General features: G+C 33.0%; 15 protein-coding genes. 5 read left to right on the top strand and 10 right to left on the bottom strand.

The genetic code is table 11. The features are described 5' to 3' along the window. Window positions 1-733: 733 nt before the first annotated feature. The 6 genes from AABI72_RS01250 to AABI72_RS01225 form a co-directional block, all read right to left on the bottom strand. Window positions 734-3274, bottom strand: coding sequence for a UvrD-helicase domain-containing protein (locus AABI72_RS01250; protein ID WP_338363662.1), 2541 nt, complete (start codon window positions 3272-3274; stop codon window positions 734-736). Further along, a complete protein-coding gene (gene mnmG, locus AABI72_RS01245) occupies window positions 3264-5162 on the bottom strand; it encodes a tRNA uridine-5-carboxymethylaminomethyl(34) synthesis enzyme MnmG (RefSeq protein ID WP_338363653.1) in 1899 nt (632 codons plus the stop codon). The genes AABI72_RS01250 and mnmG overlap by 11 nt, the downstream gene beginning before the upstream one ends. Then, complete coding sequence (gene ribD, locus AABI72_RS01240; RefSeq protein ID WP_338363652.1) at window positions 5149-6249, bottom strand: bifunctional diaminohydroxyphosphoribosylaminopyrimidine deaminase/5-amino-6-(5-phosphoribosylamino)uracil reductase RibD; 1101 nt, start codon at window positions 6247-6249, stop codon at window positions 5149-5151. Before ribD ends, mnmG begins: the two co-directional genes overlap by 14 nt. Next, window positions 6236-8227, bottom strand: coding sequence for a transketolase (gene tkt / locus AABI72_RS01235; protein WP_338363651.1), 1992 nt, complete (start codon window positions 8225-8227; stop codon window positions 6236-6238). Before tkt ends, ribD begins: the two co-directional genes overlap by 14 nt. 98 nt (window positions 8228-8325) lie before the next feature. Further along, window positions 8326-9093 (bottom strand): hypothetical protein, encoded by a 768-nt coding sequence (locus AABI72_RS01230; RefSeq protein WP_338363650.1) that lies wholly within the window; start codon window positions 9091-9093, stop codon window positions 8326-8328. A gap of 556 nt (window positions 9094-9649) precedes the next feature. Next, window positions 9650-10756: an SAM-dependent methyltransferase gene (locus tag AABI72_RS01225; protein ID WP_338363649.1), complete on the bottom strand. Its 1107-nt coding sequence runs from the start codon at window positions 10754-10756 to the stop codon at window positions 9650-9652. Window positions 10757-10840: 84 nt separating this feature from the next. Here AABI72_RS01225 and AABI72_RS01220 point away from each other — a divergent pair, with 84 nt between their 5' ends. Together AABI72_RS01220 and prfA are read left to right on the top strand one after the other, a co-directional pair. Further along, window positions 10841-11542 carry a rod shape-determining protein MreC gene (locus AABI72_RS01220; protein ID WP_338363648.1) on the top strand — a complete coding sequence of 234 codons (702 nt, stop codon included), beginning with the start codon at window positions 10841-10843 and terminating at the stop codon, window positions 11540-11542. A gap of 120 nt (window positions 11543-11662) precedes the next feature. After that, window positions 11663-12754: a peptide chain release factor 1 gene (gene prfA / locus AABI72_RS01215; RefSeq protein ID WP_338363647.1), complete on the top strand. Its 1092-nt coding sequence runs from the start codon at window positions 11663-11665 to the stop codon at window positions 12752-12754. A 6-nt stretch (window positions 12755-12760) separates the two neighbouring features. On the opposite strand, the gene gap is transcribed toward prfA, so the two are convergent. Further along, the gene (gene gap / locus AABI72_RS01210; RefSeq protein WP_338363646.1) at window positions 12761-13768 is read right to left on the bottom strand and encodes a type I glyceraldehyde-3-phosphate dehydrogenase; all 1008 of its coding nucleotides are present in this window, start codon (window positions 13766-13768) and stop codon (window positions 12761-12763) included. A gap of 57 nt (window positions 13769-13825) precedes the next feature. Here gap and mrdA point away from each other — a divergent pair, with 57 nt between their 5' ends. From mrdA to AABI72_RS01195, 3 genes are all read left to right on the top strand, one after another. Beyond that, complete coding sequence (gene mrdA / locus AABI72_RS01205) at window positions 13826-15571, top strand: penicillin-binding protein 2 (protein WP_338363644.1); 1746 nt, start codon at window positions 13826-13828, stop codon at window positions 15569-15571. A 197-nt stretch (window positions 15572-15768) separates the two neighbouring features. Further along, a complete protein-coding gene (locus AABI72_RS01200) occupies window positions 15769-16116 on the top strand; it encodes an FtsB family cell division protein (protein ID WP_338363643.1) in 348 nt (115 codons plus the stop codon). 2 nt (window positions 16117-16118) lie between these two features. After that, complete coding sequence (locus AABI72_RS01195; RefSeq protein ID WP_338363641.1) at window positions 16119-16802, top strand: histidine phosphotransferase family protein; 684 nt, start codon at window positions 16119-16121, stop codon at window positions 16800-16802. 205 nt (window positions 16803-17007) lie between these two features. Here the strand turns inward: AABI72_RS01195 and era are convergent, their stop codons facing one another. The 3 genes from era to AABI72_RS01180 all read right to left on the bottom strand — a co-directional run bounded on the left by era (window position 17008) and on the right by AABI72_RS01180 (window position 22264). After that, the gene (gene era, locus AABI72_RS01190; protein ID WP_338363640.1) at window positions 17008-17865 is read right to left on the bottom strand and encodes a GTPase Era; all 858 of its coding nucleotides are present in this window, start codon (window positions 17863-17865) and stop codon (window positions 17008-17010) included. A gap of 186 nt (window positions 17866-18051) precedes the next feature. Then, window positions 18052-20529, bottom strand: coding sequence for a leucine--tRNA ligase (gene leuS, locus AABI72_RS01185; RefSeq protein ID WP_338363636.1), 2478 nt, complete (start codon window positions 20527-20529; stop codon window positions 18052-18054). Between the two features lie 97 nt (window positions 20530-20626). Then, complete coding sequence (locus tag AABI72_RS01180; RefSeq protein ID WP_338363635.1) at window positions 20627-22264, bottom strand: CTP synthase; 1638 nt, start codon at window positions 22262-22264, stop codon at window positions 20627-20629. Window positions 22265-22272: the final 8 nt, after the last annotated feature.

The raw sequence follows: 22272 nt of genomic DNA, 5'->3' as shown, positions 1-22272 counted from the left end.
AACACAAAATTCCTTCCTTTCACAATCCTTCAGAAGCTAAAAAAGTGTACATCAAAACAAAAGCTACTACAGAAAAGCTGTTTTGCAGTAATATCATAAAACTAATGCTTAACAAGCTGAGAATGTTTCACGTGAAACATTCTCACTATAATACAAAATTTCAAAACTAACCAAAAACTTTAAAGTAGCTTAATAATAAAACCATCATCACTCCAAGAAGTTACCAACTCATCAATATTTTAGTAGAACTTTTTTAACAATAAATAGAATAAACTGAAAAACTTAAATAATTCTCCTGACAAATCTAAATAGCAACATTTTTTCTAAAGCCTCTTTGCTTGCTACTATGTATAACAATCTACAAAATAAAAAATCTATAACTTGCTCTTATAACTAAGTATTTTCACTATAACTAAAACTTCTTGCTTCACTATGCTAATCTTTGTCCTCTTAAAAAATACAGAAAATATGATATATAAATAGCAATTGCATTATACATTCCTGTTGAATGGTTTATTCTCCAATACTTCAAAACTTAAACATATGCTAAAATTCATATTTACTGTTAGAAATTTAGCACTATCCATTTCCAACTAACTCAAAAATTTTGATGTAATATTTCATGATAACTGAAAAACAACAATACCACTAAACATGCTATGCTACTTTTGATATAAAAAAAACAACTCTAACAAACTAGAAAACTGCATAATTAGATAACAAATAGCATTGGTTAAGATACAGATAACCATTCAAACCAATTTTTTTTCCTAGATGAAAGGTTACTATTAGTATCCAAAGCATACACTCTAAGCTCATGTTTTGCTCTTGTTAATGCCACATATAACAATCTTAGATCTTCTTCTATATCAAAATCTACAAACTTTTTTCTTATTCTTGTCATCACATCAGATAACCCATGCACAGAAATTGGAACACCATTATCAATCTTTATTGGATCATCACTACCCCATCCAGCCACTCCTTCAGGTATAACAATCACTAATGGAGCTTCTTTACCTTTTGCACCATGCACAGTACTTATTTTAACTCTATTATCTGTATCAGCTCTACTGATCTTAAAATCATTATTATCAATGAACTTCATTAAATGACCCAAAGTTACAATACCAACTTTCTCCCAAGAGAAAACCATCTCAAGAAATTTATCAATCACATAATAAACATCAACACCAAAACACTTTGCAAATTTCTCCATAAGGTCAAAACTAAAAAGTATCTTACAAAAAAAATCATATGGTGATAATAAATGAGCAAATCTTCTAAGCTGCAACACAATATTGTAATCCTTGCTACTGTATCTTAATAAATCAAAATCAACATTATATAATTCCATAATATTAACCTCAGAATAACCAAACAAAGGAGATTTTAGTGCAATACAAAGCGATAAATTGTCTGATGGATTTAAGCACATATAGCACAAGTTTAATAGATCATTAATTGGAACACTATCTTTTAAAGATGTATCATATGCCAGTAAATATGGTATACTAAACCTATTTAATGAAGCTATCAAAAAATTAACATACTTACCACGTTTTCTGACTAAGATTAAAACATCTTTATATTCAGGTGATCTACTTTCACCTAGGTTATTATAAATAACACCATCCTCAATATAATTCTTAATATCATTAGCTACTTTATCCATTAGAACTCTTATACTATCAGTATCAGATGGTTTAGCATGCCAAAAATTTCCTAAACCATAGCTTGTATCATTAGCACCACTAATTCTCTCTAATACTACTGATCCAACTCCATTAGATAAACTTTTTTGCTGTACATTTTTCTCTGAGAATGTAATTGCTTTTCGTAAATTATCATTTTTTAGAATCATATTTACTAAGTTAATAATCTCACTATCACATCTATAGCAATCATAACTCTCTGCTACACATAATGATCTATTAGATTCATTTGCCTTTTGTATAAAAAATTCTTTATTATAAATAAATGCATCAGGCTTGGCACCTTGGAAGCTATATATAGATTGTTTTACATCACCAACAACAAATAGTGTTTTATTCCTACTTGTACCTTCACCGCAAAAAAAATCTTCTGTTATTGCTCTAATAATATTCCATTGCTCTAAACTATTATCTTGCGCTTCATCAATTAGGATATGATCAAAATCCTTGTTAATATCATACTTTATACCATCACAACCAGAGAAATCATTTAATGCATAATTCATCAATGCTATTAAATCATTATAACTAAAGATACCCAATCTCTTCTTTTTGTTTTGCATTCTATGCAACAAATCAAATGATAAATTTATTATATTTCTCCCATAAGCATAATCATCAAATCTTATCAAAATATCATTTAATCTCTTTATTTTGCTTTGCTCATCCATAACCCAGTCATACACTGGATCATTTTTTTTACAAGGATTGCTTCTAACATCTCCATCTTTTCTTAAAAAAATATTTTTATAATCTGATAACAATAAAAGTTTATCACCAGCAAACCAATTTTCTATTTTCTCTAAATTATCATCTATAAACTTGCTATTCTTAGTATTGCGTAGCTTAAAATTATCTGCATTATAATATTTATTTATCAAACTATGTTTAATAAAATCTAATATATCTTCAGTATAAATATCATGCTCTGGAAATTGCTCCACGTGGAATAATTCACGTAGTTTCTTTATTGCCTTGTCATGCAGTACATCTATATCCCAAGTACTACATGATGAAATTATATTTTGTGTAGCTAACAATATATCTCTCTGACTACAGTTAGCAATATTTTTATTAGTATGAGAAATATACTCATTAAATGCTTCTTGTAAAAAAATTTTACTCTTAACTTCATCCATAATCCCAAAAGATGGACTGATGCCTAGATCTATTGCATAATTATGCAATATATTATTACAAAAACTATGTATAGTTTTTATCTCAATATTCTTGTCTTTACGATTAAACCACAATAATTGTGCTTTGTTCATCATATTATTTAAAAAAACACTATCTATCTCTAAAGAAATGTCACTAAAAATAAAATATACACTCTCCTTCAGCTGAGCATTATCACAATAACTCCACTTATGCATACTATGCATTATTCTTTCTTGCATTTCCTCTGCAGCTGCATTGGTAAAAGTAATACAAAGAATTCTTTGATCATTGTTCAATAACAATAACTGCCATATTCTATTAATTAATTTAGTAGTTTTTCCACTACCAGCAGAGGCATTAATCCAATAATTTTCTAAAAAAAAATTATCATACTCCACGTGAAACAACCTTATTCCTTCTCTTAATATGTGATATTAAGCTTAAAATATTAACAGGATTAACACCATATATTGCACTTGCAGCTTCTATTGTTTTTGGTCGTGCAATAGATAATTTCTCAATTGCTTCATTTGACAATCCAAATACATTATTATAATTAATATCGTCAGGTATTAGTAGCCCCAGTTCTTTTTTAAGTGAAAATAATTCTTTATTTTGCTTACAAATATAAGGATCATACCTACCATTAATCATAACTTGCTCTACAACTTCACGAGGATAGGAAAGCACTTCTGGCATACATTGTTGTACTAAATTAATATCAACACCTTGATATGATAATATCTGATACAATGTTTTTGCTGGTGTATCTCTTGATATTAAAATCCCTAAATCATTTATATCCATAGCATTAACCAGTTTCTTTTTTGTTAAAATAGTTAAATGCTCAACAGCATCTTTTTTCTCTATAAACTTGTGCATCCTGTCATTGCTCACAAATCCAAGCTTATGACCTCTAGCTGTAAGACGAAAATCTGCATTATCTGGGCGTAAAACTAACCTATACTCAGCTCGCATAGTAAAAACTCTATATGGTTCACTTAATTTACCAGCAGTCACTATATCATCAACCAATACACCAATATATGATTCATCTCGACGCATTACAAATCTTTTATCATCAAGTGAGAGCACTGCATTTACTCCTGCTACTATTCCCTGTGCTGCAGCTTCTTCATAACCAGTAGTACCATTAATTTGACCTGCAAGAAAAAGTCCAGATATTTTTTTAGTCTCTAATGTATGATATATCTCAGATGGGTAAACAAAATCATAGTCAATAAGATATCCTGGTACTGCAATCTCAGCCTTTTCAAGACCTTCTATGGTATTAATCATTTTTTGTTGTATTTCTGGACTAAAACTTGTGGAAATACCACTTGGATAGATAGTATTATATAATGCATCTTCTGGTTCTAAAAATATCTGATGTGATGATTTTTCTGGAAACTTTGCCACCTTGTCATGTATTGACATGCAATATCTTGGTCCTTCTATGCTCTCAAATCTAGCTGCATGAATACCCAATGCTGAGCATTCCCCCTGATACTTTTGTACAATTTGATGCGTATTACAATTAGTTTTTGTTATATAACAATCAACAGAGTTGAAATTAATAGAGCTATTTAAAAAAGAAAATGGCACTGGTTCTTTATCTCCTGGTTGTAGTGCACATTTATTCCAATTTATTGTATTGCCTTTTAAACGAGGAGGAGTTCCTGTTTTTAATCTTCCAGTACACATCCCTGTAACTTTAATAGCTTCAGCCAAAAATACTGATGCTGATGCCCCTCTATATCCAGCACTATAAGAACTGTGACCTATATACATCATACCATTCAAAAAGGTACCAGTAGCAATTATAACTCTAGGAGCCTTAATTATTTTACCACATTCTGTTACAATACCAGCCATACACTTATTATTATTTATATAATCAAAGCATAGCTCTTTAGCCACCAAAGACATAAGTGTTAAACCAGGATAATTCAAAAGTGTTTCACGCATAACTTGCGAATATTTACAGCTATCTGCCTGTGCCCTAGGACCCCACACTGCAGGACCTCTACTTCTATTGAGCATCCTTGAGTATGTAGTAGCAGAATCTATTACCCTGCCCATTAACCCATCTAATGCATCTATCTCACGAACTACAATACCTTTACCAACACCACCAATTGATGGATTGCATGGCATGGTTGCTATTGAATCAAGTGAATGAGTCACAAGCAAAACATTGGCATTTAACCTAGCAGCAGCAGCAGCAGCTTCACATCCAGCATGCCCAGCACCAATAACAATAACGTCAAACTCACAAGAATTCATTGCTCTTCTTCTTATAAACCTCTACTATATTATCTTCTATAGTGTATGAATAATCCAATGTAAATTGGAAAAATATTTTTCCAGACTGCATAAATAAATCATCAAATACACTTTTCGTTCCACTAATTATTTTGGGTGATCTGTAGATATGTAAAATATCAACACTATCACTAAACAGAAAACTACTAGCTACCCTCAGACCACCTTCAACTAAAAGCCTAGTAATACCCATAGAGCACAACAAATTAAGCACTTTGTTAATAGGTATGAGACCATCTTGTCCTCTTGGTATGAGCAAACTATTAACACCACTAGGGCATTCTGTATACTTGCTAGTTATAAACCAAACTGACACCTTATCAACAGTATCAAGCAACCTTAAGCCATTTCTAATATCTCCACCCAAAATAACTCGTATTGGTGATCTATGCTCATAACCTGATATTCGACATGTTAATTCTGGATTATCAACAGCAAGAGTTCCACCACCAACCATTATAGCATCATGTGTTGAGCGTAATTTATGAGCATCATTAATAGCTGCATTATTGCTAATTCTATTTGAATAACCTAAGGGAGCAGTAATTTTTCCATTAATGCTCATAGCTAATTTAAGTGTAACTAATGGCTTATTATAAATAACTGTAGCAAAAAATCCAGCATGCATCCTGCGTGCCTCATTCTCTAAAACACCATAGTGCACCTCAACACCATGATTCAATAAAGCTTTGATACCACCACCATTAACTAATACATTGTAATCTTTTGTAGCAATAACAACTTTACGAATACCAGAGTCAATAATCTTTTTTACACAAGGTGGTGTTTTGCCATAATGACAACATGGCTCTAGAGTTACAAACATTGTAACTTGAGATAAGTCAAAGCCAAGCTTTATAGCTTTATTAATAGCAACAACTTCAGCATGCATACCAGTTATCATATCTGTTACACCAGATGACAAAACTTCTCCATTGCACTCCAGAACACAACCAACAGCTGGATTAGGCGCAACTTGACCAAGCACATTCATTCCAAGTTTTATTGCCAAACTCATAAAATAATTGTAAGTGTTAGTGCTTACCATGGAATCTTTGCATTATCTTTCCAACAATTTTATCAGTGGTTATCTGGAAGTAATTATATATTTTATCTGCAGGAGCAGAAACTCCAAAACGATCCACACAACAAAAAATAGCATCTTTTTTAACGTAATGCCCCCAGCCAAAAGAACTTGCTGACTCAATAACAACTTGCAAACTAGAACCAGAACCAACAATACGTTCTCTATAAGAAATATCATTATAATTAAATAATTCTAAACAAGGACAAGAGATTACCCAAACAGATAAATCTTTTTGTTTTTTAAGAACATCAGCAACACTAATTGCAATTGAAACATCTGACCCACTGGCAAACAATACAACATCAATTTTATTAGATCCTGCATTACCATACACAACATACATTCCCTTACTAACCATATTATCAGATGTATTCACAGAAAGATGATTTACACTCTGTCGTGAAAGCACAATAACTGAAGGAGAGTGAGGAAAGCTCATTGCCATACGCCAACAATCTACTGTTTCACTGGCATCAGCTGGCCTAAATACAAAAAGATTTGGTATTGCTCGCAATGATGCCAAATGCTCAACTGGTTGATGAGTTGGACCATCTTCTCCAACACCTATAGAGTCATGAGTCATAACATATATAACCTGCAAACCAACCATTGCTGAAAGCCTAATTGATGGACGACAATAATCACTAAAGACCAAAAATGTACCACCATAGGGCACAAACCCACCATAAAAAGCTAATCCATTCATTATAGCAGCCATTGCATGCTCACGGATACCATAATGTATATAATTACCACTAAAATCATCCTTTGTAATTGGCTTAGACCCTGGTGTAATTGTACAGTTTGATATACTAAGATCAGCAGAGCCACCAATAAAGTTAGCAACAACTTCATTTAAATTAGCTAAAATAGCACCAGATGACTTCCTAGTTGCCTCAGCAGGCTGAGAATGTGCATAAATCTTTTTTAGATTATGCAAGACATTATCAATTTTTTGACCTTGTAAATCTGATTTACTGAGAAAATGCTCAAAATCATTCTTCAAGGAATGATTTTTAAAGACCTTATGCCATTCTAAATAATCTTGTTCACATCTTTTACCTGCATTACGCCAAGCAGTTAAAATCTTATCAGGAATCTCAAATGGCTCATATGGCCAAGATAAATTCTTACGCATAGCAACCAACTCATCTATACCAATTGGACTACCATGTGCAGCAGCACTATTGGCTTTATTAGGCGATCCATAAGCAATAATAGTATCACAAATTATAATAGTAGGCTTATCAGACAATTGAGCTTGTTTTATAGCTATAGATATCTCTTCATAGTTATGACCATCAACCTTTAGTACATGCCAATTATAAGATAAAAATCTTTGCTCATAATCATCTGATATGGTTAGCTCTGTGCTACCATCTATCGATATGCCATTATTATCAAAAAATACAATTAAGTTATTTAATCCTAAGTGACCAGCCAAAGAGGCGGATTCATGGCTAATTCCTTCCATAAGACAACCATCGCCAACAATACTGTAAACATAATGATCAATAAAACCAAATCTAGTATGCATTGCACGCTCAGCTATTGCCATACCAACAGCATTTGCAAAACCCTGTCCCAATGGTCCAGTTGTTGCATCAATACCAGAGGTTAATCCAAATTCAGGATGTCCAGGTGCTTTAGAATGTAAATTTCTAAAATTCTTAATATCATCTAATGATGGCTCAAGAAAACCCATCAACCACATCACAGAGTATAACACCATTGATCCATGACCAGCAGACAGCACAAATCTATCACGATTAGGCCATAATGGATCATTAGGGTAAATTTTTATAAATTTAGAAAATAAAATACTAACAACATCTGCTATACCCATTGGCATTCCAGGATGGCCTGAATTGGCCTTTTGTATGGCATCTACAGAAAGAAATCGTATAGCATTAGCCATGAGATTTTGGCTAACATTCATTATGGATATCTGTCTAAACTAACTTAGTGCATAATACTAGCATTAAAAGCAGTTAGTGTCTATGTAATTCATGGTGCATTAATTCATAACAAGTAAAGTTAAAAATCCTTCCTTGTAATATCAAAAAATGAAATTGCAAGCAGCAGTGGTATATATACAAATGATTGTATCTGATAAAATAAAATATCTTTCATGTTCTTCACTCCATACAATAACCATTCACTTTTACCAAAGAGATCCAACCTAGGCATTACAACAGCAATAAATTGTAATATATTATATAAAGATCTATAAAACAAACCTCCACCTAACAACAAGTTACCTTCATCTAAAGCAATAAAAAAACCCATCATTCGAGAAGAGATATAAAAACAACAAGCTACTAATACAGCAACTGTAGAGCTCTTTAGCAACATAGCAGCTAAAAAAGTAAATGCCATCATAATTATAGATTCAAAAAAAACACTTACAGTCCAATAAATAAGTCCTTTTGTATTTACAGTAGTTATCATGCTAATAAAAAGACCTATTGGAGCAATAATAATACTGGCTATAAATATCAATGACAGCCAATATGCTAGGATAAAGTTAAAACGTGATATAGGTCGTGATATAATAAAATCTATCTCTTTATTGTCAAACATTCGCTTAACATGAAATGCAACAAACAACACTAAACCTGCTTGTGCAATGATGCGAGTAGATGCTGCAATGTATGATAATGTCATCTCATGCTTTTCAACAAGTGCAGTACTGCCCAAAAAATATGAAACACCAATAGCAATAAGCAATATAGCAAATACACCTAAATATAGAGAATCACGAATAGAGGTAATAAAAGCATAGCGTACAACTGAACCTCTCACAATAAGCACCTAGTAACAAGCAATTAATAAAAATATTACATCTATAACTATGCAACTGTCAAATATATAAAACATATAAAAAAAATGTATAGCAACTAGCATCTGCAAGCTTAGAACATTAAATTGCCCAGATACTCCCAAATCTATATTATATAAAATAATCTAAACAAACTCACAATAGCATTGCTACAAAAATTACTCATCTTATCACATAAGAAAGAAGTATTATCAAAACTAAACACTTGTGTTAAGCTCTCACAAGTTCATAGCCAATATACTCCACTTACTGCATCAAGAGCTATAAATATAAAATTTTAAACTACTGGTTATCATATAAAGCCAACAACAATTTTAGCACTTAATATTGAGGTAATTTATCCAAGTTTAATATACTCTTTATAACATTGATAGCAAAACAATCTCTTGTCAAAATCTCAAAAAATCCTCATTTTAGATAAACCAACAAAACATCAATAATGCATCTAAGCAACTAACACTTACCATACACAACCCAGCTACTAACATATTGTCTTTGTCTTGGTATAATAAGTAGTGTTTAATTAAGTGGACAACAGCTCAAATCAAGTGGGAAGCTACTTACTAACATCACTTTAAACAATTCACCCATATGCTCACTAGATACTAAAGTCTGAACACCATTATACAAATTTTCTGCCACCTCCTTACTAACATCTGTGCATAAATTAGACAACCTTTCCATAATACCTAGTGATTTTAAAAAATTTCCCTGTGTAAAAACTTGGCAGTAAATATTATGCTCTCTACAAGCTTTTCTTAGCATATTAAAATCAACATAAGCACTAACATCAATCTCACCAGGAGTCTCTAGAATACTAACACTCTTATGCTTACAAACTCCATGCAAGCTACTCACAGTTCTTTTTTTGGTATAGCCATAATCAATAACAATCAGTATACCAGAATACCTAGCAACATGAGTAGCTAAATAAGACATAACCGACCATGACATTGGTGAAATTTCTATAATAGAGTCAATAGGGACATTGCCAACATCAGATAAGTAAGGCAATATAGATGGCTTTGGATCTACCAGTGTAAAACACAGCTTGTCTTGATTGATCATAATAGCCACTTCACGCCAACCATTACCAGTGAGAAGCAATTGATATATAGGCAGTGCATCAAAAAACTCATTAGCTATTATAATAGAAGGCTTCTCTGGCAAGGAATGTAAATCTATTGGAACTATGCTACCACCATCTAATAGTAATGGCATCTTATTTATATCAACTGGCAGAATATCTAGTGCTTTATATGCATTGTGACTATGTGCTTTTATACATTTTATCAATTGCCTTAACAATGCACCACCACCACTACCTAAATCAACTAATGCCACATTTTCTACTGCACCTATTAACTCCCAAGAATATACGCAAAAGACAGCTAAAATCTCAGCAAACATTTGACTAATATGAGGTGCAGTGATAAAATCTGCATCATGCCCTAGGGCTTTTTTATTAACGTAATAACCATACTCTTCATGCGTCAGAACCATGGACATAAAATCTGCAACTGAAACTGGCTCAGTGCTTTTTATTATTTGTATAAAAAACTTGCTTACACCATCAACATGAGGACTCACAGCAATATCATTGTGAACAATAGTTTTATTCTTCATATATACCTAATTAAAAAATATAAAATAATTAAAAAATACATACATTTTATAGTAATATTTCTATTTTCAGTAATCTTAATAGCAATGGAAACTACTCACAAACAATCACTGCTGGTTGCTAAAAAAAACATAATAAAATATGCAATTAAGATAGCATCACCATACTATACTATCCATGATAAGCTTATTGAACAAGCCAACCTAATAAAAGAAAAGAAATTATTAACACAAGAAGTTGAAGAGTTTCATAAAAAAAACATTAATCTACTGCAAGAAATACACAAACTAAATGCACTAGTGCAAGAAAATACAGCATTACGAAACCTATTAAATGCACAGTCAGACATACCAGCAAAAAAAATTACTGTACGTATAGTAAATAGAACACATGATTCAGCTGGACCAATAGTGATTGCACAATACTCAGATCAAGCATGTACAGGGTGTTTAGCAATAACAGAGTCTGGATTATTAGGCAGGGTTGAAAAAATCATAGATAATAAGATATTCATAACACCAATGGTAAACAAAAATTTCCGCATACCAGTGGCAATAGGATCCAACATGGAACGTGCTCTTGTAGTTGGAAATGAAAAACCAACACTAACTTCCTTTGAAGACAATATTAATATTAAAGAAAATGATGAAGTATTAGCACTAGATAATAATGGACATATTATCAAAGGAATAAAAATTGGTTTAGTGAAGATTGTTAACAATAAATATTTCCTGCAATCAGACAATAGCATAAAAAAGCATAAATTCACCACAATAATTATACCATAAAGCTAAAAATATTTAATATTGCTCAAAAACTATATTTACTATAAATATATATTTTGTTTATTTTTGCATAAATTAAAGTTAAAATAAATTCAGCTTAACTAAGCATACCTAATTAAAAATATGGGAAAAGAAAAATTATCATTTAATCAAAAACTGACCAGCATCCTAAAAAAACATGAGGAGCTGAGTGCCATTATGAGCAATTCAGAAAAATTGGATAAAGACAAATATATTGAATACTCTAAAGAATATGGTCAAATTGAACCATTGGTTAACATCATAAAACAATATCTAGATTTACAACATGACCTTGAACTGCTTGAGGAAGAAAAAACAAAAAATAATGATACTGCACTTTCCAGTATGATTGAAGAAGAAATTGCAAACTTTAAAAAACAACTAGCAGAGCAACAAAATCATATAAAATTAACACTGCTGCCAAAAGAAGAAGATGATCAAAAAAATGTCATACTTGAGATAAGACTAGGAACTGGTGGCGATGAAGCTGCATTATTTGTAGCAGACTTGTTCCGAATGTATGGACGTTTTGCAGAACAAAATAAGTGGAAATTTGAAATAATGTCTATTGTTGATACTGGTATTGGTGGTTATAAGGAGGCTATTGCAAGCATAACTGGTAAAAATGTCTTTGAAAAAATGAAATTTGAATCTGGAGTCCACAGAGTACAACGTATACCAAAAACTGAAGCTAGTGACCGAATACACACATCAGCTGCAACTGTAGCGATATTGCCTGAAGCAGAAGATATAGACATAAAAATTGACCCTAAAGACATTAGGATAGATGTATATCGTGCAAGTGGTAATGGTGGTCAATCAGTTAACACAACAGAAAGTGCTGTACGTATAACACATATAGAAACTGGCATAGTTGTTACACAACAAGATGAAAAATCCCAGCATAAAAATCGTGAAAAAGCTATGAAAGTATTAAAAGCCAGATTGTATGACAGAAAAAAAAGGGATAAAGCTCAAATTAGAGCAAATGATCGCAAAAATCAAGTTGGTAGTGGCGATAGATCAGAGCGTATACGTACCTATAATTTCCCACAAGGTAGAATTACAGACCATAGAATAAATCTTACAGTTTACAAGATTGATGAAATTCTAAAAGAAGGCAAGCTAAACCATCTTATAGAACCATTAATGATATCAAGACGTGCAGAACAAATGGCCAATTTTGATGAATAGCTAAGACTAAGAAGACATCCAAAACTCTGCAATATCAAGCATTCTTGTAGCAAAAGCATACTCATTATCATACCATGCTACAACACGATACATATTACTACCTATAGATTTAGTAGAGGTTAAATCAACAATTGCACTAAATGTACTGCCAATAAAGTCAGTTGAGACCAAAGGATCTGATGTTGTAGACAAAACACCATTTAGCCTTTCTGCTGCTTGCACAAATACTTCATTCAACCTATTAACACTGCACTGTTTTTCAACAACAAAAACAAAATCTATCATTGAAACCGTTGGTGTAGGAACCCTTATAGCTGCACCATCAATTTTGCCTGAAAGCTCTGGTAATACTAATCCTATATTCTTTGCAGCACCAGTGGAGGTTGGTATCATAGACAATGCAGATGCCCTAGAGCGCCTTAAATCTTTATGGTTTGCATCTAAAACACTTTGGTCATTAGTATATGAATGTATTGTTGTCATATGTCCAGATATAATACCAAAAACATCATTTATAGTTTTCACCACTGGTGCTAAACAATTAGTTGTGCAAGATGCTGCGGAAATTACTTGGTGCTTTGATTTAATATCCATATGATTTACACCATAAACAATCACTGGTTCAACATTTTCTGCTGGTGCTGAAATAATTACCTTTTGTACCCCGCTCAATAAATGCCTCGATGCTTTATCATAAGAATTAAACTTACCAGTACATTCCATTACAATATCCACACCATAATCACCCCATGGCACAGATGCAGGATCAGTATAATTGGTAACTACTGTAGTATTGTTACCATAGGTTAGTGTATTTTGTTCTTTGTTAATAAGCACTGGAATGCCTAGAAGGCCATAATTTGAATCATATTTAGCATAATAAGCACAACTATCCAAATCAGTGGAAGAGTTTATAGCAACCACTTGTAACTTATTATTCTTCAAATTACAAGCTGAACGCAATAAACACCTACCTATTCTTCCAAATCCATTTATAGCTATTTTTATTCGCATATACTAATTATAATGAGTACATTAATGTAATAATATTTCAAAATATCTACAATTGCAATGGACTTAGCCCACAAAAAAAGACTTAGTAGACGAGTGTTTATGTTGCTCTGGGGGAAAATCATTCTATGTACAATACTAATCATTAGGCTGTATAAATTACAAATAAAACAACATCATAAATACCAAAAAATAGCAGAAAAAAATAGCACTACCACTTTAATGGAGCCAGCACCTCGTGGTAAAATACTAGATCGTAATAATGAACCATTGGCTATTAACAAAAATATTTATGGCATAATAGCCAATGGCTCAAAACAAGCCACTGAGTCAATTGCAAAACTAACCACATTCCTAAAACTTGATCTTAAAAAAACCCAACAAATAATATCAAATACCCCACAAAATAGCAGCACCTTATCTATAATTATGTCAAATATAAGCTGGGAGCAATTTTGCAAAGTTGAGATTAATTTACACAAACTGCCAGGAATCTCAACAATAATAAATCAAATAAGATTCTATCCATATCAACACCAAGCATCTCATATAATAGGATACACAGTTAATAGGCATAATGATATCAAAATCACCAAACAAAATATACAATCCAATACACCAGTTGGGAAAATTGGTATAGAGAAATACTGTGACAACATTTTATCTGGTGCGCCAGGATTCATAGAAAAACGCATTAATGCAAAAGGACTAAGCATTGATGATATTGGCTGGCTTGCACCAAAAAGAGGAGGTAGTGTTAAAATCTCAATTGACATAAGAGCACAACAATATGCATTAGATATCTTAGGTGATTATACAGGTTGTATGATGGCAATTGATCTTAGTGATGGTGCAATGCTAGTTTCCTGCAATAGTCCATCTTTTAATCCTAATCACTTTACCCAACAACTAACTCCAGAAAATTGGAAAAAAATACAAAAAAATAAATCATCTCCTTTGTTTAATCGTTTTACTGCAAATCTCATTCCACCAGGTTCTTTATTTAAAATAGTAACAGCTATAGCTGCTATCCACAACAAAACAATTAACCCAATGGAAACCATACACTGCTCAGGATCTATGCAGGTGGGCAATTGCACACTTCATTGCTGGAAAAAAAATGGGCATGGTGATGTTAATTTATCAAATGCTATTGCTTCATCATGTAATACATATTTTTATGAAATAGGCAAAAGAATTAATATTGATCTTTTGCTTGATGTGGCAAAATTATTTGGCTTTGGTACCCTTACTAACATTGAGTCAGACAATGAAAGATCTGGCTTTCTGCCTGAAAAAAAATGGAGGCAAGAACACCTAAAAGACAAATGGTTTATTGGCGATACAATCAATAGTGTTATTGGCCAAGGATATATACTGGCAACACCATTGCAACTAATAACAATGATTGCTAGAGTTGCAACAAATCAAATGATAACACCAACCTTTCTGAATTTTGGCGAGAAAAAAACATTCCCATCACTTCCCTTAACAGCCAATGAGTTAAAACATATCTATCAGGGAATGTATGATTCTGTATATGCAAAGTATGGCACATCATTTCTTAAACAAAATACTTACCATAACTTTACCATAGCTGGCAAAACTGGATCATCACAAACTGTCTCTAAGCGAAATGACACCAAAAACAAAACACATGCCATATTTGCTGGATATGCACCATTTCACACACCCAAAGTAGCAGTATTAGCGTTAATAGAAAAAGCTGGTGCAGGATCAAAGGTTGCAGCACCACGAGCAAAACTAATGCTACAATACCTTCACAAGCTTGGCTATTTAAAATAGATCAAAGGAATACTTAATCAACAATGTAAAAAGATTAATACATAAATATAGCACCTAGCAGCAATTTATTTCTTGCAATAAAATCCATACATCTCAATTATCCAAAAAAATGTCAATGTAAAAGGTAGATAAATAGTTAACACCATTGCAAAAAACCATAATGAACATTGACTTGTTTTTTATTTTATTATAAGCAAATGAATACTGATACAATAATAAAAATCTTTGACCTAATGTACCTAGCAGGAGCAAGTAAAAAAAAATTTATAGTTTATGCAATAAATGCAATTACAATACTATTTATAGCATACTTTATCTTTCATGCAACAATTGGACCTAGTGGGCTGAAAAAATTGTTTGAAATAAGAAAAATAGTATTAAACAATAAAAATAAACTAGCAATATTAAACACAGAAAACCAAACAATCTCCAGAAAGATTAGAGCGCTAACTGAGAAAAGTCTTGATATTGATTTTCTTGATGAGGAAGCTCGCTGGTCATTGGGGCACATTGGGTCAGATGAGACATTTTTCAACAGGGAGTAATCATGAATACCACTACTACAAAAAATCAAAACACTGAATTGATTAAAGCACTTTTTACAAATATTTGCCATGATATGGCAGGTGTTATTGGAGCAATCAATAATGCATCTGAATTAATAGAAATAGAAGACAATAATCAGTGCAATCAGTCAAATAAAGAAGTTAAACAGCAGGCATTAAATCTTACAAAAAAAAGTGCGCAAAATGCTGCATATAGAATTAAAATGTTTCGCAAGGCTTATGCACTAGATGACTGTTTTGCTGACACTAATCTACACGACTATTGCAATGATCTTGTTATGTTTCTTGCAGGTAAAAATATAAACTTAATACTACCTGTGGACTCTAAACAGCGATATTACAAAGCATATGTATCAAGAATAATACTAAACATGCTATTGGTATTAAGTAGTGCTATACCAGGAAAAGAAAGTATTAAACTACAAATTAAAAAACATAATGAATCTATATTTGTAAATGCTATTTGTGCAACACACAACACCATTAAAATTGATGATCTAATTGTTGATGCCTTAATGGGCAAGCATAGTAACATTAACATAAAAACTGCTCAAGCTATATTCTTACATAACTTAGCAAATGAGCATGATTGTGAACTACGTATTTCTGCGGGCGATAAGGCATTAGAGTTTAATGCTTTATTTGGTCAGGGACACTATTCATAAAAATAGGCATGGATAATAAATCCATGCCTAACAAAAAATTCAATGAATAATGCAAAGCATTTAGTGGTGTGAACAAATCACATAGTCAGTAATATTAGGGAAATATTTGTAATTTTAACATCAAAAGCTAAAGTCAAACTATACTTAGTTACCCTATAAATTTCTACATAATTAATACAATAAATTAAACAATATTATTAACAAACTAACTTAATAAATTTTTATTTACAAAATCAACTTCCCATTTAGGAAACACCTTAACAAACAAATACAAACTAACATTTTTGTCAAGCAAATAACTAAGCTCACGCCTAGCCTTAACACCAACAATCTTCAACATGTTACCATTAGCACCAATAACAATCTTACGATGTCGTTCAGATTTAACATATATAACCTGATGTATAATAACATTACTATCACTTTCTTCCCATTTTTCTCCCTCAACATTCAATGCATATGGTAACTCACGCTCAAGAGCCATAAGCAAATGCTTGCGAGTAACTTCAGTTGCAAAAAAACTAGATGATACATCTGTCATGCTATCTGGCTCATAAAGCCATGGCGATGGAGTAGCAATACTTTCCAAATATAACAGCAAGCCATTCATCCCATCACCTTTAGTGGCAGAAACCATAAAAACCTTTTCAAAACTATGCAATTTACTCAACTCTGCGATAATGGGTAATAATTTAGGTTTATGCACTAAATCAACCTTGTTTAACACTAATATCATTCTGGAATCAGCAAATGAGGATAAACGCTGAAAAGTACTCCTTAAATTAGAGTCTAAACCCTTTTTTACATCCACAACCAGCAACACTATATCGCCATCTAACAATGCATCCCATGCTTGATTAACCATAAACTTTTCAATAATTTTCTTTGTCTTAAATATCCCAGGTGCATCAATAAAAATTAACTGTGTGTCACCTTTGGTATAAATAGCACGTATCTTCTGACGTGTGGTTTGCACCTTTGGTGTTACAACAGAAATACGCTCTCCAACAAACCAATTAAGCATAGTTGATTTCCCTGCATTAGTTGGTCCTAATAATGTCACTGTGCAAACTTTTGTATCCTGCAAAATTATAACCTATACATAAATTTAACCATTATTTTCCCCAAGAAAAAATTAATTACAACAACAAAATAACATCAGAGCAAAAACTATGCAAATCCTCTATCTACAATAACTTAACAACAAACAGCCATTAACCAAACTGTATCAATACAGATAGACAAACCATTAGCAAACTACAATGTTCAGCACCTTATCAGGAATAAAAACAACTTTAGTAACATTTTTACCCTGAAGAAATCTCAACACCTTCTTTTCTTTCATGGCCATTGAGTAAACTAAACTCTGTTCACTGCCAACTGCAACATCTATCATGCTACGCACCCTTCCATTCACCTGTATCACCACAGTTGCCATAGAATCAGATACAAACTCAGGATCATAAACTGGCCATTCCATTAAACACATAAGACTATTACCACCCAAACATTCCCATAATGCCTGAGTTGTATGTGGAATAAAAGGATCTATCAAGCGCAAAAAAAGTGCAGCAAAAAACTCTATACTATCTACATCCATCTTAACACACACATTAAAAAAAGCACGAATTTCAGCAATTGCACTATTAAAACGCATACCCTCTAGATGATCTGTGGTGTTTCTAATAGTCTTATGTGCAATCTTTACATATTCTGCAACACTGCACATGCTAATAATCTTAACAATGTCATGCATACTTTCATTGGTAATTGGTTTGCTATTAAGTGAAAAAACAAAATCCCAAACCTTATTAATAAAGCGCCATGCCCCAGCAATGCCTTTATCTGACCATTCTAAATCTTTCTCTGGTGGGGTGTCTGAAACAATAAACAAACGAACTGTATCTGCACCATATTTATCCAATATAGCCACAGGATCAACAACATTTTTTTTAGATTTACTCATTTTTTCCACAGAACCAATAACTACATTATCATAACTCTGCGCTTCTTCAGGGAAAAGCCATTCACCATTAGCATTCTTAAATGTTTTATGACATACCATGCCTTGCGTAAGCAGGGAGTTAAATGGCTCAAGTGGAATGCCCTTATAGCCAATATCTATCATCATGCGACAAAATAATCTAGCATACAGTAAATGCAAAATTGCATGCTCTATACCACCAATATAATGATCTACTGGCATCCATTTCATCAACTCATCTTGAGATAAATACCCATCCTCAGAGCAAAATGCCAAAAAATACCAAGATGACTCAAAAAAAGTGTCAAATGTATCTGTTTCTCTGGTAGCCATCTTATCACATACTGGACAAAGAACATGTTTCCAAGTTGGATGATTGACTAAATGATTACCAGTTTTAGATAAATCAATATCAGTTGGCAACTCAACAGGCAAATCACTCTCTGGCACAGGTACAATGCCACAATTGTCACAATAAATAATTGGGATTGGACAGCCCCAATATCGTTGACGTGATATGCCCCAATCCCTTAATCTATAACTTATCTTTCTATGACCTAGATTATTTTTCTCTAGGTATTTAATCATTGACTCTCTAGCTTCCAATACTGACTTTCCTGCAAACAAAACACCTTCCACCATTGTCCCTTGTGTATAATCAAAGTCATTACTGGATTCTACAACCTTCTTTATAGGTAAATTATACTTAACAGCAAACTCATGATCTCTTTCATCATGTGCAGGGCAGCCAAAAACGGCACCCACACCATAACTATCAAGAACAAAATTAGCTGCATAAACTGGTATTTTCTCACCATTTACAGGATTAATCACATCAAAATCTAAATCAAAACCATATTTTTCCATATCTTCTCGTGCTACAGCATCACCAAGATGCACACTAATAAAATGATGCAATGCTTTGTCAACCTTACTTTTCTTGCTTATAATGGGATGTGAAAGAGATAAAGCACAAAATGATGCACCTGATAATGTCTCTGGCTTAGTAGTGAAAATTTGCAAATCACCACCACCATCTGCTAACATAAAATCAACCAAAACACCAGCTGATTTGCCAATCCACATTCGTTGCATAGATTTAACTTTCTCTGGCCATTTTGGCAGCTCATCCAAACCTTGCAATAAACTCTCTGCATAACTAGATGCCCTAATGAACCATTGATTAAGTTTACGCTTTTCAACCAATGCACCAGATCTCCAGCCTTTTCCACCAATAACCTGTTCATTAGCCAACACAGTATGATCAATAGGATCCCAATTAACCCATTCTTCTTTGCGATACACCATGCCATTTGCAAACATTTGCAAAAAGAATGCCTGCTCTTGGGAAAAGTAACTTGCATCACATGTGCACAGCTCTCGAGTCCAGTCATATGATAGGCCAATTCGTTTTAACTGTGAGCGCATAGCAGCAATATTTCCAGCAGTCCATACAGCAGGGTTAGTATTATTCAACACTGCAGCATTCTCAGCAGGCAGACCAAATGCATCCCATCCTATTGGATGTAAAACATTGTGACCAGTTGCCTTTTTATGTCTTGCTATGATATCACCAATAACATAATTGCGCACATGACCCATGTGTATACTGCCTGATGGGTAAGGCATCATTGACAAAACATAACTTTTTTTCTTCTGGCTAGCTGCATCAGCATTAAAAACACCATAAGCATTCCATTTCTGCCAAGCATTTTCCATTGCTTTCCGGTGATCATATGACACAACTACCCCTAAATCAAAATTGACAAACTACTAAATGCTACAATATATAAAGTAAAAATCAATGCATAAATAATACAAAAAATCAAACTGTAGTTATTTATAATGTTCTAATATTCTTAGAGTGCTGCAATGCCATCTCTACTAAAGAAACAAATAATGGGTGTGGGTCAAGTATCTTTGACTTTAATTCTGGATGAAACTGTGTTGCTATAAACCATGGATGTGATTTTATCTCTAATGCTTCAAGCACTGAGCCGTGAGCAGAAGTACCGCTAAATATCATGCCATGTTGCTCAAATGTACTCATATATTGAACATTAATCTCAAATCTATGCCTATGTCTCTCATCAATCAGCTCTTGCTTATATATCTCAAACATTTTACTATTACGATTAATGTCACAAGAGTAAGAACCTAAACGCATAGTTCCACCTTTATCATCACTAGAGCTTCTTTTTTCCATTTTAGCATCAGCTCCAATCCATTCCTCCATTAAACCAACAACCATACAACCACTGCTTGAAAATTCACTGGAAATTGCATCATTCCAACCAATAACATTACGTGCAAACTCTATTACTGCAAGCTGCATGCCAAGACATATACCTAAAGTTGGTATATTATTTTCACGTGAGTATTTTATTGCACTTATTATACCCTCTACACCTTCATAGCCAAAACCACCGGGAATCACCACAGCATCAACTTCATCTAATGCACTAACCACTCCATCTGCAGCTAATTTTTTAGCATCAACCATAACAATTTCTACTTTAGTCAAATGAATTACACCACCATGATTCAATGCCTCTATAACAGATCTATATGCATCACCAAATTTAGTATATTTTCCTACCAGTGCTACTTTTATCGTATGAACTGGGTTATTGATACTATCAACAAATCTATGCCAGTCTAGCAGATTAGGACTACACCCCAAAAGACCAAAATGCTCCATAACCACTTTATCAAAACCAGCCTCATGGTAAACTAAAGGCACTTCATAAACATTAGAAACATTTGGTGCTGAAATAACCATCTCTGGTGGCAAGCTACACATAAGAGAAATTTTATTTAACTCTTTGCTTGATAACACAGTCTCAGAACGACAAAGTAACATATTGGGCTGTATTCCTATAGAACGCAACTCTTTAACAGAATGTTGGGTTGGCTTAGTTTTTAATTCAGATGTAGTACTTAAGTGTGGTACTAAAGTGGTATGTATATGCATTGTTTTACCAACACCTAATTCATAATTCAATTGCCTAATGGCCTCTAAGAAAGATAATGCTTCAATATCACCAACTGTTCCACCAATTTCACATATAATAAAATCAAAATCATTGGAATCATTTTGGATAAACTCTTTAATAATATTAGTTACATGTGGCACAACCTGAATTGTTTTACCCAAGAAATCGCCCCTGCGCTCCCGCATTAAAAGCTCAGCAAATACCTTGCCCATAGTAATGCTATCTTTATTATTAGCATTGCATCCAGTAAAACGCTCATAATGCCCTATATCCAAATCGGCTTCAGTGCCATCATTGGTAACAAACACCTCACCATGCTCTCCTGGGCTCATTGTACCAGAATCAACATTAAAATATGGATCAAACTTACGAACCCGAATCTTAAAGCCACACCTGCCTAACAACATTGCCAAACCAGCTGCAGCAATACCTTTACCCAAAGAAGATACAACCCCTCCAGTAACAAAAATAAAATTAGACATAATGCACC

It is taken from the genome of Candidatus Xenohaliotis californiensis (genome assembly GCF_963930935.1).
GTDB classification, from domain to species: Bacteria; Pseudomonadota; Alphaproteobacteria; order Rickettsiales; family CAWVOK01; genus Xenohaliotis; species Xenohaliotis californiensis.
Note: the sequence above shows the minus strand (reverse complement) of the source record. Positions and strands in the feature narration are given on the sequence as shown.